Consider the following 13516-nt stretch of genomic DNA (forward strand, 5'->3'; position numbering starts at 1 on the left):
TCACTTCGGTGACCGGGTGTGAGAACCCGACTGATACAAGGCATCGTCGTTATGGCGGCCGTACGTGGGCGGGCTTTCGCCTGGCCGAGTCTTTGCCAATTTCTCCTCGGTTTTCTCACCCCACGTATGGCTGCCACCCTTAATCTGTGAGAAAGATTCAGGTGGCTGTTTCCTTAAGCCGAACAAAGGTTACAAGCCATGAAGAAGATCGTACCGGATCCACCTAGCCGTAAACCCGTCGCTACTCCATTCTTCACCGTCCAGTCCGACAGCCTGATGGCCAAAGCGCTGATGGACGATATCGAGATCGCCAAGAACAGGCAGCGTTAACCTTCAGTGCACCATCGCCGGCCTGCCGGCGATGGTGCAAGGGGCTCAGCCCAGGCCGAGCAGATCCACACCCAACTGGAAGGCCACCCACAACGCCAGCCCGGTCGCGAATGCCAGCGCGATGTTTTCGAACAGGTTGTTGCGGTATTCCTTGCTGAGCAGCGACTTTTGGTTGGACATGATCAGCAGGCCCAGCGAAATGACGGGCAAGCCGATGATGTTCAACGCACTGACGCCAATGGTCAGGGTCACGAAGTCGGGCATGCCCGGGATCGACCAGATCAGCGGCGTGACCAGAATGAACAGCATGAACCACTTGTGCATCGGGTCTTTGTGGAACTCTTTGCCGTAACGCTCGCGCCGCTGCGGCTGTACATGCTGGAAGGCATCGGTAATCAGCATCGGGAAGGCCGTGGTCTTGCCGGAAATGCTGGCGAACAGCGTGGCGAACACGCCGATGAAGAAGATGTACCAGCCGATCGGGCCGAAGAAGATTTCCAGCGCCTTGCCCAGGTCGCCGAGGGTTTTCACTTCGATGCCGTTTGGCCGCAGGATTTCCGCACCGACGATCCAGATGGCCAGGTTGATGACGATACCGACGAACACCGCGAACAGCAGGTCGTTGCGCTGGATGCGTTTGTGTTGCGGGCCGACCCAGCCCTTCTGGCGCATCACGTACGGGTGCACGAAGTTGGCCACCGAGCCTGCCACCGCGCCGATCACCGAGACCGCCACTAGCAGCGCCCCGTGCACGCCTTCGTCAGCCGGGATGCTGAAGCCGATCGTACCTTTGACGATACCGGCCACATCCGGGCCAGACATCACGGCCAGTGCCAGAAACGCCAGCGTCATCACGGCCAGCAGGACCTTCATCACGCCTTCGATCATTGCGTAGATGTTGCGCCCGACCAGCATCCACACAGCCAGCACCACAGCCATCGAGCACAGCAGCGGATAGTCGATGCGCAACAGCATCGCCAAGGCTTCGCCGGCGCCCTTGATCATGTAGGCGTTCATCAGGTGGCCCATCAGCAGTGCATAGGCCAGCATGAACCAGGCAAATACGGGGTGCAGTTGCGCATACCCCTGAAGGATGGTCATGCCTTGGTTATTGCACAGCTGGAAGCGCGCGATGATGTTGACGATCAGGTATCTGAGCAGCAGCGAAACGGCCAGTACCCACATCATGGCGTAACCGTAGTTGGCGCCGGCCACGGATGAGGTTATCAGATCACCTGCGCCAAGCCAGGACAGCACCGCGATGATACCTGGGCCCAGCAGTTTGATCAGCCGTGTTACACGGCCTTGAGAGGGTGTGGCAGCACTGCCCTCGGCCGAATGAATGCTCGACATGGGGATGTCTCCGATTATTGTTCTTGTTAAACGAGCGCAGTCGAACACAGTAGATAGGATGTCGTACAACTACATTTTGTTTTCAAATGTTTCTAAGTATTACAGATTTTAGGTGATGCCTTGTCGCTACTGGTGTCGCGAGCAGATGCCTCGAAAGTGCCAGTATCCTGCAAATGAAAAAGGCCGTTTGCACGGCCTTCTGCGAACTCGCATGGGCATTTAGTTCTGGTTGCCTTGAGCGTTGTCTGGTTGGTAGTAGCGAATGCTCCGGACCTGGCCAGTGCTGTCCCGGTAGGTCATGGTCGCGGTGCTAGCCTGGCCTTGGACTGTGGCCGAAGGGGCGAGGCTGATCACTTCGGCGATGTCCAGGTTCATGCCGTAGTGGTAGGGCGTCGCTTCGGTGGGCTGGGCAAAGGCGCCGGCGCTGGTGCCCAGTGCAAGGGTAGCGAGGGTGAGTGCGAAAACGGTGCGAAGGGTCATGGTCGTTCTCCAGATTCAGTAAGGGGTGGCGACGATTGCTTGCTGTCTGGGACCAATATTGCGCGCAATTAGTTAGTGCGCAAAATATATTGCTGCTATGGGCAGCATTGAGTGCGCATATGAGGGGCAGGCCGCAGGGCTAATGACTTCCGGGCCGGTACTGCAGGGCTTCGGCCAGATGCGCCCTGGCAATCGTGCTGGCCCCCTCCAGGTCGGCCAGCGTGCGCGCTACCTTCAACAGCCTGTGTGCGGCGCGCAGGGAAAGCGTCAGGCGCTCGCAGGCACTCTCCAGCCAGGCCTGGTCGGCAGCGCACAATTCACAGTGCCGGCGCAGCCCCTCGAGGTCCAGAAACGCATTGGCACAGCCTTGCCGCCGGTGCTGCACCTCGCGCGCCTCGGCCACCCGGGCCGCCACATCGGCACTTGTCTCGCCGCAAGGTTGATTGTTGAGCGTGGTGGTTTCGCGCGCCACGGTCAGGTGCAGGTCGATGCGGTCCAGCAGCGGGCCGGAAAGCTTGTTGCGGTAGCGCTGGATCTGTTCGGTGCTGCAGCGGCAGCGGCCCGTGGGGTCGCCCAGGTAACCGCAAGGGCAGGGGTTCATGGCCGCCACCAATTGGAAGCGCGCCGGAAAGCGTACTTTGTCCCGTGCCCGGGCAATCACGATCTCGCCAGACTCCAGCGGCTCGCGAAGCACCTCAAGTACACGGCGCTCGAACTCCGGCAGCTCATCCAGAAACAGTACCCCATGATGCGCCAGGGTGATTTCACCGGGTTGTGGCCGGCTGCTTCTGTAGGCTTCCGAATTAGCTGCGAAACCATTACGCTAGAGGCCACGAAGCACCATCGTTGATCGCACAAATAGCTGCGAATAACTTCTGAATTGGATGCGACAGGATTGAAAATGACTCGAAATAGCTGCGACAAACCTAAGCAGGTCCGTGCTATCAAACCGACACGTCGCAGCGTATCCGGCTTTCTGCCCTTCCGAGGCGCAGGCGGTATCCCTTTCGAATCATTACTCGAACGCGATTTTCTGAAGCGAATGAGGTTTTCTCATCGGGTAGAGTCAGTAATCGCTCAGCCTGTTCAGGTGGACTTCATTGACCCGCTGGGGCGCGCCCAGACCTACACCCCCGATTTTCTGGTGCATTACCGTCAGCCTGAAGGCATCGACTATATGGACTACTTCAAGCCAATGCTGGTGGAGGTCAAACCCGCTTACGAGTGGCGCAAAAACTGGCGCACCTGGCTGGGTAAATGGAAAGCCGCGCGTCGTTATGCGCGACAAGAAGGTTGGACCTTTAGCATCTACGATGAGTCGCGCATCCGAGGGCTACCGCTCGACAACATCACGTTTCTGGAACGCTTTGAACGCTTGGACTTCGATCGGGAAGATATCGACATGGTCCTGAAAACGCTTCATGAGATGGGCTTGGCACCGGTGCATTACCTGCTAGCACGCCATTTCAGGGGCGTTTACCGGGACAGCGGTGTAGCACTGTTATGGCACCTGATCGCGACAGGACGGGTCGAGTGCGACATCACCGAGCCTTTAAACGAATACCTTGAGCTTTGGGTGGCCACGCCATGAACATCTACGAGATCAACACGGACGAACACCTTGTAGCATTCGAACCTTCCAGAGAGCGGGTACGCGTCGAAGTCGGGGAGATGGTCCGCTGCGAAAAGCTGTATTACCGCATCATGCAGCTTCTCGATTTTCAGAATGTCGTAGGCGTAGAAGCCGAATCCGGCCGGAGCGTATCGCTTCGAATTTCAGAGCTGCAACCGGTTGAGCAAGAGCGAGTGGACGGCCTGTTCGTCAACTACGACATCTCAACCATCAGCTCCGATGAATGGGCAATCGCCCAGCAGCGCTTCTCTGCCATCAAGCCTCTGTTGCGTGATTCGATTCTGCCAAGAAGCAGCGTCGAAGCGCGGGCCAAGGAAGTCGGGGTTGACACCGCCACGCTTTATCGCTGGTTGGATCGCTACCAAAGCTGGAACGAGGTGTTGGCGCTCGTCCCTCGTAAGCGCGGATGGCAATCAGGCAACAGCCGGTTGAGCGCACAGGCCGACGAGCTCATTGGGAGCGTGATCGAATCACATTATCTGACCAATCAGCGTAGGACCGTCCAGTCGACCATCAAAGAGATCGAAAGTCAGGCTAAAACCCTCGGCATTACTCCTCCCAGCGCATCGGCCATCAGAGCACGAATCAAACGTATCCCAGAAAAAATCAAGTTACGGAGACGCGGTTACGCTGACGAGGCGCGCAACCGGTTCACACCTTCGGTGGGTAAATTCCCTGGCGCTGATTATCCTCTGGCAGTCGTACAGATTGACCATACGCCGATCGACCTGATCATCGTTGATGACCGATATCGCAAGCCGATTGGTCGCTTATGGCTGAGCCTCGCGATCGACGTTCACTCCAGAATGATTACGGGCTACTACCTGGCACTCGAAGATCCCTCAGAGATTTCCGTAGGGATGTGTCTGGCACACTCGATTTTGCCCAAGGAATCCTGGCTGAACCTCCACAATGTTCGAGCGGAGTGGCCGGTCTGGGGCTTCCCTCGCGTGGTGCATACCGATAACGGCCCTGACTTCCAGGCCGAGAACTTCCGTCGCTCGTGCGCAAACTACAACATTGAAAACCAGTTCCGGCCAGTGAAACGACCCAAGTACGGCGGCCATATCGAGCGACTACTCGGCACGTTCATGAGGGAGCTGCATGAGCTGCCTGGCACCACTCACAGCAGCGTTCCTGATCGAGATGGCTACGATTCAGACAAGCATGCTGCGCTCACCATGAGTGAGTTTGAGGAGTGGCTGGTTAGAACAATCATCCTCTATCACAATCGTGTTCACTCCGCGATCTACATGAGTCCTGCGCGTAAATGGCATCATGGCTTCTTCGGTAGCCGAGGTGTCGATCCGTTGGTCAGCATCCCACCGCGTCCAGCAGATCAAATGACAGTTCAGCTGGACTTTATGCCGTCGTATCGACGAACCGTGCAGCATTACGGTGTGCAACTCGACGTCTTCTACTACTCCGAGGCTCTGCGCCACTGGATTGGGACAAAAGACCCGGAAACGGGCCAGTTGCGCAAGTTCGTCTTCCGACGAGACCCCCGCGATATCAGCGTGATTTGGTTTTACGACCCTGTGCTGAAGCAGTACTTCCGAGTGCCGGTCGCCAACCAAGCCTTCCCTGCTGCAACCCTTTGGGAGTTTCGTGCCGCGAAGAAACAAGCGGTGGATGAGGGGCTTCAGCATATCGATGAGTCGCTCCTCGCTAGGTTGATCTTGGAGCGTCGTCAGCTCGTTCAGGACGCGTCTGCGAGTACTAAGAAGGCTCGACGCGATGCCCAGAAGCACAAGGTGCACAGCAAAAACACCACCCCGGCGCGACCTGTTAAAGCACCCTTGGAAGCGGTACCTTCTATCCCTGCAGACGAGGGGCTGCTGTTCGACGACGTTGACCTGATTGGTGACATCCAATGACTGAGTACGCACATTTGCATGCTGATTTCAGACCTGTGTTGCAGCTTTCAGCTCGTGAACGTATTCGCTTCATGGGTGAGCCGCGTTGGATCGGGTACAAGGCGGCCCACCACATCCTGGACAGCTTGGAGTGCCTGCTCGAAGCCCCTAAACGGCCTCGCATGCCTAACATGCTGATTGTGGGTGACTCGAACAACGGCAAGACCACTATTGTTCGGCACTTCGAGAAGACGCATGGCCAAGGGTACGTCGATGAAAATTCCGAGCCTGTGAGACCAGTGGTCCTGGCAGAGGCCCCGCCTTCTGCAGAGGAAAAGGATCTCTACATCGCTATCCTGGATAAGATGTGGATGCCCTACAAAACCACCGATTCCAAGGTCACGTTGAGATTTCAGGTGATACACGCATTGCGCGAGCTCAAGGTGCAGATGCTGATCATCGACGAAGTTCACTCGATGCTAACTGGATCAGCTACCAAGCAGCGCGAGGTGATGAACGCTCTCAAGATGCTCTGTAACACCTTGGTCATACCTATAGTAGGCGTTGGAACCCCAGATGCAGTGCAGATTCTGCATTTGGACCCGCAACATGCTAGCCGCTTTGAAGTGATCAAACTGGAAACGTGGAAGCTTAACGCCGACTTTCAGCGTCTGCTAAAAGCGTTCGAAGCTGTGCTCCCGCTTAAGCAGCCCTCGGCGCTCTACAAGCCCGAACTGGCTCAGCTGATCCATTCCATTTCTGGCGGCAATACCGGCGACTTGCATGGCCTGCTGCTCGAATGCGCCACGGAAGCCATCAACTCTGGGAAGGAATGCATTGATCGACAACTCATCGAGAGTAAGTCGTGGAAGCGTCCTACACGTGGCATCCGGGAGCGTGTTGTTTAACTCCCCGCTGGCCTCTTACCCCGTCAATCTTGCCTGATGAGCTGTTCTCTTCCTGGTTGGTGAGAACAGCGCATGCCCATGGCTGCGAGCCGTGTACGTTGACCGATATCGTCTGGCCGGGGAGCAACGCTTGGGTTTCCGATCTAGACCGGCTACATCCATGGGCGAATAGAGAGGTCCTAGGGGCGGTGACCGGCCTTAGCGCTCAAGACCTTCTTGCCTGCACGCTTTGGCCGGCCATCCAGCTGTTGCATCCACAACCAGCCGTTCAGCGATCCTCTTTGCTACCGTGGATACTTCCGCTGGGGTGTCGTAATCGATCCCATGCGGGAGGCCTGTTGTGCTGTCCTCGCTGCATCATGGATCCTCACCCGTACTATCGGCAGCAATACAGGCTTGCGTGGCACACCGCATGCCTTAGACACCGTGTGTTGCTGATTGATCGTTGCCCGCACTGCTACTCGGCGTTGCAACCGGGTCGCCTGCCTGCTGGACACCCGTTATCAAGGTGCCACCACTGTGGTGGTTCATTGGGGGGTGGTTGCGCGGTGCCCGCTCTAGAATCTGCACTTTCTTTTCAAACCTTTGCCGATACGGCAAGCCATTCGACGGTAGCCTTTGGCGAGGTATCGTTGAGCTTTTCAGAATGGATGTGCATTGCGCGAGTCATGATCAGCTTCCTCAAAAATGCTACGCGGCAGCCTACGGTCAAGATGCTGCGGTTCTGTCACGCCATCGGGGTGGACGCGTGCCAGCTGAGGTCATCATCATTGGGTTTGTCGTTCGAATATGCGACACCTGCTGAGCGCGCTGGGCTGCTCGGCCAGGCGTGGGTGATAATGCAGGCCGATCCAAAGCGGTTCGCTGAGCTTGCAGCCGATGCTGAGCTTCCTGTGACTGCTTTTCCGCTGCCGGCTTTCGGAGTGCCCGAGATACTCAGGCACATGCTTAAGGCGCTCAGCCAGCATCCACCACGCAAGTGTAGCCGGCCAGGTCCCAGCCACACCCGCGCGCCTCTGGAGGTGTGGCATATGTGGCATCGATTGAAGAGAAGGATGCGTCGACATGACATCTCGTGACACCAACCCCCACATGGATTGCGATGGGTGCGGACGCGAAATGGCCAAGGCCAAGAGGGTTCATTCGGGTAAGCGGTACTGCCCAACCTGTTATCCGCGACTCTTCAAACGACGCATGTGTTTGGGCTGCGGTGATCTAGCGCGACTTCCAGTCGATGATCCCAAGGCTCGCTGCCTTATTTGCGAGCGGGCTGGCCCCTGTTTACGGTGTGGAAAGACTGAATTTGAATCAGGACTTCGTACGGACCAGGGGCGTGTATGCAAGCCCTGTGTGCCCTATTTCCGTCTCGCTGAGCCCTGCGAGGTATGCAGCAAGGTGTCTCAGCGGGTTGCCCGGAACAAGTCGACTGGGCTGCGCCAATGCATCACGTGCAGCGGCCCCCAGAAGGCGACATGTGCTTGCTGCAGACGCCATCGGGTCCTAATCGTGGGTAGTGATGGTGTTGGACGCTGCAAGCTGTGTAACTCAGAGCCTGACAAACCCTGCGCATCATGCGGCACCCTAACGCCGGCAGGTCGTGGCCTTGAATGTGAAGAGTGTGGGTGGAGAAGTCTTTTCCAAGCGCGGTTGAGCATGAACAGCAAAGGCTTTTCTACTGACTTACTCACGGCGCTGTACATCCAATTCGGTGCGTGGCTTTTAGGTAGGTCTGGTCCGCACAAAGCAGCGCTGAAGATCAATGGCCACTACTCCTTCTTCCGAACACTGGATACTACCTGGGGCGCGGCACCGTCCTACGAGCAACTGCTCCAGTATTTTGGTGCGCGAGTACTGCGCAAGGCCGAAAACCCCATGCGGTTTTTGACCGAGACCGGCATTGTCACCGTAAGTGCCCAGCTTCGTGACCAAGATACGGAGCGGCGACGGCTCGCGGCGATCCTCATGGAACCTGCGGACAGCTGGTCGGCTCAGCTGCTGAGTGATTACGTCGACACATTGAGGGCCAAAAATCAGCAAGGTGGTATTGATCTGCGATCAGTCAGGTTGGCGGCGCGTGCGGCTGCAAATTTGCTCAAGAGTGCGCAGGTCAAATCAGGAACACTACCTTCACAGAAGTCCCTCGAATTGTTCTGGCGAGATTCACCTGGCCAAGTTGCAACGGTTACCGGGTTCATCGGCCACCTGAACAAGCGGCACGGACTCAAGTTGCAGGTCAAACCGGACGCGAGATGGTTGTCCACGGCCAAGCGGCAAAAGGCAGAGCGGGATTTGGTAGCGATGGTAGGAGATACCGCTGATGACGACTTCGAGGCCCGCTGGATCGTAAAAAGTCTTGCCTACTTCCACAATTTGCCTAGGGTGAGCCGTACAGGACTCGTTTTCCAGCCGCAGGATTTTCAGGGGGTCGCCGGCTACAACGTTTCGTATCAGGACAAGACCCTCTGGGTACCCTCCGCAGAAAGCTTTCTGCGTGCCGATCCTGTGGTATGAGTCAGTCCAGCACCACACCTATCTCTCTGAAGGCATTGATCAATCTGCTGCGGTAGAGCACCTCGGCATCTTTTTGGTGGTGCTTGAAGATCTTTGCACCAGGGGGGAAGAACGACTCCATGTGTTTGAACCTGCCAACCACGTAGCGTATCCGCGAGCACAGCTTTTGGAGGAAGTCGTCGAACTCTTCCACGGAAGAGATATGGGATTTCATGAGCACGCCCGAGTACTCGGCCTTGTCTGGTTTGGTCGGCTGTATCTCGAAGCAGAAATAGTTTGTGCCATCGACCTCGATCCGCAGCACCATTATGCCTCGGCGCTCGCCGGTCTTTTTGTCCAGGTATACCCACCCAGGGGCTGACTTGTCATCGGGCGCCCAGTCTATGGTTGGTTGCAGCCTTATGAGCTCCGGTGGGCCTTGGTCTCGGAATTTTGAAGGTGTATACCAATTAACTTTCGAGATGCGATCTGGGTTGTCCGCCATGATGCATCTGAAGGCGTTCCAGATGTCACGGAGGAAGCCATGCGTTTCCAATTCAGCTTCGGCCGCATGCTCAAGCTTCCCGACGTTTTTGCCTTTTCCGCTTCCGTCCCCCGAGGAGTGCGAGTCTGCTTCAGGTGGATTAGGGCCAAGGCGTCCCCGGTCAGTCTTGATCACTTCCTTCTTCTTTTTAATTGGACGCTTTTCGCCTAGGAGCTTGAAAGGTGGTGGCTTGACGATGACTGTTTCCGCGTGACCGTCCGGTGTGGTGTAAGAGCTCTCTTTAATGAACTCTTCAGCCTCCGCCGTGCGCACCGGCCTCGGCATGATGAGCTGTCCACCCTCTTTTCCATCGCTGTTATCAAATTTCTTAGTGAGCCACTCGATCTCCTGCCCGCTTGGCTGACTTGAGCCGAGCAGACTTAGGCACAGGAAGGTGTTACCACTGTTAATCCAGCGACCTCGGCATTGAAGCTTGCCCTTGCCACGGAACCAGGGTGCAACGTTCATGAAGATGCGAGTTAAAGGTGCCTGGGAGGTGAACTGGGAGTTGATGTGCCGTATCCGGGCGGCGGCATAGTCGTCGTACAGCAAATGGGCCAAGAAGACCGCATCGTAAAAACGCATCGCCCGAGAGGGCTTAACCACCCAGCTAAACGCGTCGCGACGAGGGTCATCAAAAAAGACTGTCATCGCGTCTCGCCAAGTCAGTGTGGCTAAGGCGCGGCAAACCTCCATGTTTCTTGCGTAGGCGCGGATGAAATACTCCGTGCAGGGTATAAGCAGATTTTTGCCACCCGCCAGTTTGAAATCGATTAGTCGCGTCCGATCCAACTGGTATTTCAGGGGGTATTCGTCATGGTGGAAAATGTGCGCTTCATTCTTTTGGACCAACTCTGCTCTGGACGTTGTACTCCAGCCGTCCACGTCGAAGTCAACCTCAAAGGTTTCAGGGGGCGACGCCAGGGTCGTATCGGAAACACATAGACCGTCGCGCCAAATGGTGCCTTTTCGGTAATGAGACAAGCTGCTGAGTGGGACGACAGCCGAAGTGTTGGGGCCGGGGGTGTCGTTGAAGAGTTGTTTGAAATGGACTTTAACCAAGGGGATCGAACGCGCCCTAGTGTTGTTCCAAATGGGCCCATACCACCACACAAGCTGATCACCTTGCAGCATCTTGACTCCGCTATCGGGGTGCTTGAGCTTTGTCCGGTGGTACGTGAGGTCGATGCGTTGAAGCCGTTCAGCCAAACCTTAACTCCCCATCATGCTAGATCGCCATCAGGCCGAGTGTACCCATTAGAGTCGCCATGTGCGACGTAGAAATGGCGCCTTTTTCGTGACGCTCCGTGCCTGGACGGGGAGCTCTAACTTAGCAATTAGGGGTAAAATGCACCCAGCAGAGGAGAACAGCATGATGAGTGGTGAACGCCTTACCGAACAGCAAGCCATCACCGGCTTAAAGGTGGCGTTGCGGATCATCGCCGGTTGGGACGCCACGCAAAGCCAAGCGTGCCGGATTCTCAGGATTTCACCTGCGACCTATCGTCGAGCAACGCGCGGCTTGGCCGCAGGCCAGCGGCTTGATCAAGATCAGCATCAACGTATCGGCTGGGTGCTGGGCATCCATGCTTCCCTGCGTAAGGCCTTCTCCAACCCTGAAAACGTGAAGGGCTTTCCTGGCTTCAGGAACAACAATCCTTTTTTTGCCGGTCGGTCGCCTCTGGATGTGATGGCCCAAGGAGACATGATTTCTCTATACGAGACATTCAAGCGGATAGAGCACCTGGAATCATTAAGCTGAGGGCAGTAGGCAGCCCTCGCCGTCAGACCTGCATCGCGCGTCGTCAGTAGTCATGGCATTACCGCCAACGTTACTCACAAAACTATGACCCAGCCCGAGATCCGGCCGCTTCGGCCAGAAGTCCGTCAGCATTGGGTCTGGGATTTGCCAATCGAGCAGCATCAAAAAAACATGCCCCCTATCTATCAAAGCGCACAAGAACCTGACCCGGATGGTGAGTTTGTCGGGACAAAAATGAATCAGTGGAGAGCAGGTGACCGCCAAGCAGCTCTCGATCTAGCGGACTTTTACGAGAGGAAGGGTCAGGTAGATCACGCCCGCTATTGGTGGGGAAATGCCGAGGCAACCGAGCATCAGAGCCAAGAGCTCCTAGCAGGCTTGGCTGTAAAAAACACCCATCCGGCCCTAGCCCACGAGCTATTTTTGCGTGCTTTTTCCAGGTGTCAGAATTGCATCAATGAATTGGCCATGCTCTACCAAAAGCACGACCATGAAGCTTTAGGCTTGAGTCACGACACGTACATTGAAAATGCAAAGTTTTTTTCCGCTCTCCTCGAAAAATATGAAGACCTAAATCTACGTACCGCGATCCTCACCGGTACGCGACCAGTGCTTTTTCAGACCACTCCTGGTCCAACGTCTTATGACAACGCACAGTGGGGTGGTGGTTCGCTCTTCGTTGTGCGCTGGGGAGGTGTCGACTTCGCAGTGACTGCCCTCCATGTCATCGAAAAGCTTGGTGCTGACAGGAAGGAATTTCGTCTTCTGTTGCCGGATGCCCCGGTTCCCTTGGACATGTACGGAGGCATTTCGCCAAGTAGCGACGTACCACCGGACAGGGATGAGCTTGATGACATTTACGCCTGGCACATCAAGGGCTACCCGGAGTCAAACAAAGGGTTCTGGTCCTGGAACCTTGAGCAGTGGAGTAAGCCCGCCACTGACCTAGCTCTAGGCCAAGAGCTCTATGCGGCGGGTTACCCGGAGCTTGAAGACCGTTACGATTTTGAGAATTTCAAGGTCAACGAAATCGCGGCAATTGTCTTGGGGGTAGCATCGGGCGTACTGCTGGAAGGCGTACACGTGATGGATACCGAGGCGGTTGATCACGAACTAAATCTGCTGAGTGGAGGGCCAGTCTTCGCTAAGTTTGACGACAGGTTTTACTATGTTGGGATGGTCCTGCGAGGTAACTCTAAATCCCGTAAGTTGAACTTCCTATGCTCTAAGTATGTGATCAGGCTCCTTGAGAAACATAATCAAGGTCACAAACATCAGAAAGCGTCACAGGGATTGAGTGCAGAGGGGGTAGGATAAATTTTAAAGGTTTAGATGTTTTCAGGAAAACATATCGACTTTTTATCAGCTTGGAGAGTTGGATTGGGGCGGATATGAGTTCGTTACTATATATACGGGCGTCGCCTATACTGGATAACGCAGGTCGGGAGTGAAATTCCGGTCGAAGGTAGTTAAATAAATATATTGGTAGAATGCTACTGGTTCGGAAGTGGTTGGGTGCTGCTGACTGATTACGGCAGCACTTACCCAAAAAGCTTAAAAGCACCTAAGGCTAGAACTGTCAGGCAGATGGCGAATACCGGTCGGCCGATCCAAGGATGGCACATGGCCAGAATACCCAAATGCGTAGTCGGCTTTTTCGTATCCCAATCGGAATCCACAACTTTGCCCTCAACGATGTATGGCTTCCAGTATTTGGAAATGTGGTCGTTGCCGGGGAGGAAATAGTCACTGTGGGCGTAGTCGAAGAAGCGATCAGTAACCCGCACGTTCTTGAAACCGTTGCGGCCGCTCCCGCCGTAACCCACTGAAGCCACTGAGGCTAGGACGGGGTACATGTCCCTCGTGCCAACGTCATTCAGGATATTGCCTTCAGGAATATGGCGGGTGTGCAAATCCCAGCGGTAGCTGTTCCTGATAATCGAGCCGCAGAGCACGATACGCTCGATCTTGATATCAGCGAACCGCGCCAAGATGTGGCTAACGATGTAGGTGCCAAAGCTGTGCGCGATGACCATAACCCGAGCGGTTGGCTCCATTGCTTGAGCATCGCGGAACTGTTGCACCACATCGTTGATGGGAGTGCGATCCATGAACCCCACCTACCGCCAGATGGAGCTTCGATTTACCGTGGCATCTCCG

12 protein-coding genes and 1 pseudogene are annotated in these 13516 nt (G+C 55.8%); 8 read left to right on the forward strand and 5 right to left on the reverse strand.

Annotated features, from left to right (window positions below; all coding sequences use genetic code 11):
- Window positions 1-198: 198 nt before the first annotated feature.
- Window positions 199-330, forward strand: coding sequence for a hypothetical protein (locus tag BLX42_RS26800; RefSeq protein ID WP_256345721.1), 132 nt, complete (start codon window positions 199-201; stop codon window positions 328-330).
- 45 nt (window positions 331-375) lie between these two features.
- Here BLX42_RS26800 and BLX42_RS05000 read toward each other — a convergent pair whose 3' ends face one another.
- The 3 genes and pseudogenes from BLX42_RS05000 to BLX42_RS05010 form a co-directional block, all read right to left on the reverse strand.
- On the reverse strand, window positions 376-1683 hold the full coding sequence (locus BLX42_RS05000; protein ID WP_012312181.1) for an Nramp family divalent metal transporter: 1308 nt from the start codon (window positions 1681-1683) through the stop codon (window positions 376-378).
- A 219-nt stretch (window positions 1684-1902) separates the two neighbouring features.
- On the reverse strand, window positions 1903-2163 hold the full coding sequence (locus tag BLX42_RS05005; protein WP_161871265.1) for a DUF2790 domain-containing protein: 261 nt from the start codon (window positions 2161-2163) through the stop codon (window positions 1903-1905).
- Between the two features lie 139 nt (window positions 2164-2302).
- Window positions 2303-2947 (reverse strand): annotated as a pseudogene (locus BLX42_RS05010) (ATP-binding protein); the annotation flags it as partial.
- Window positions 2948-3205: 258 nt separating this feature from the next.
- On the opposite strand from BLX42_RS05010, the gene BLX42_RS05015 reads away from it, so the two are divergent.
- The 5 genes from BLX42_RS05015 to BLX42_RS05035 all read left to right on the forward strand — a co-directional run bounded on the left by BLX42_RS05015 (window position 3206) and on the right by BLX42_RS05035 (window position 9071).
- Window positions 3206-3754, forward strand: a complete 549-nt coding sequence (locus tag BLX42_RS05015) for a TnsA endonuclease N-terminal domain-containing protein (protein WP_161871272.1) — start codon at window positions 3206-3208, stop codon at window positions 3752-3754.
- A complete protein-coding gene (locus BLX42_RS05020; protein WP_161871266.1) occupies window positions 3751-5673 on the forward strand; it encodes a Mu transposase C-terminal domain-containing protein in 1923 nt (640 codons plus the stop codon). The genes BLX42_RS05015 and BLX42_RS05020 overlap by 4 nt, the downstream gene beginning before the upstream one ends.
- Window positions 5670-6560, forward strand: a complete 891-nt coding sequence (locus BLX42_RS05025) for a TniB family NTP-binding protein (protein ID WP_161871267.1) — start codon at window positions 5670-5672, stop codon at window positions 6558-6560. Before BLX42_RS05020 ends, BLX42_RS05025 begins: the two co-directional genes overlap by 4 nt.
- Window positions 6518-7639, forward strand: coding sequence for a TniQ family protein (locus BLX42_RS27145; RefSeq protein ID WP_161871268.1), 1122 nt, complete (start codon window positions 6518-6520; stop codon window positions 7637-7639). The genes BLX42_RS05025 and BLX42_RS27145 overlap by 43 nt, the downstream gene beginning before the upstream one ends.
- Before the next feature lie 574 nt (window positions 7640-8213).
- The gene (locus BLX42_RS05035) at window positions 8214-9071 is read left to right on the forward strand and encodes a hypothetical protein (RefSeq protein ID WP_256671916.1); all 858 of its coding nucleotides are present in this window, start codon (window positions 8214-8216) and stop codon (window positions 9069-9071) included.
- A 1-nt stretch (window position 9072) separates the two neighbouring features.
- Here BLX42_RS05035 and BLX42_RS05040 read toward each other — a convergent pair whose 3' ends face one another.
- On the reverse strand, window positions 9073-10803 hold the full coding sequence (locus BLX42_RS05040; protein WP_161871269.1) for a hypothetical protein: 1731 nt from the start codon (window positions 10801-10803) through the stop codon (window positions 9073-9075).
- A 166-nt stretch (window positions 10804-10969) separates the two neighbouring features.
- Between BLX42_RS05040 and BLX42_RS05045 the strand changes: the two genes are divergently transcribed.
- A complete protein-coding gene (locus BLX42_RS05045) occupies window positions 10970-11356 on the forward strand; it encodes an antitoxin Xre-like helix-turn-helix domain-containing protein (RefSeq protein WP_371926618.1) in 387 nt (128 codons plus the stop codon).
- Window positions 11357-11440: 84 nt separating this feature from the next.
- Complete coding sequence (locus BLX42_RS05050) at window positions 11441-12673, forward strand: hypothetical protein (protein ID WP_161871271.1); 1233 nt, start codon at window positions 11441-11443, stop codon at window positions 12671-12673.
- A 224-nt stretch (window positions 12674-12897) separates the two neighbouring features.
- Here the strand turns inward: BLX42_RS05050 and BLX42_RS05055 are convergent, their stop codons facing one another.
- Window positions 12898-13467 carry a hypothetical protein gene (locus BLX42_RS05055; RefSeq protein ID WP_256671917.1) on the reverse strand — a complete coding sequence of 190 codons (570 nt, stop codon included), beginning with the start codon at window positions 13465-13467 and terminating at the stop codon, window positions 12898-12900.
- Window positions 13468-13516 lie beyond the last annotated feature (49 nt).

This window comes from Pseudomonas sp. SG-MS2, assembly GCF_009933855.1.
GTDB lineage: Bacteria > Pseudomonadota > Gammaproteobacteria > Pseudomonadales > Pseudomonadaceae > Aquipseudomonas > Aquipseudomonas putida_E.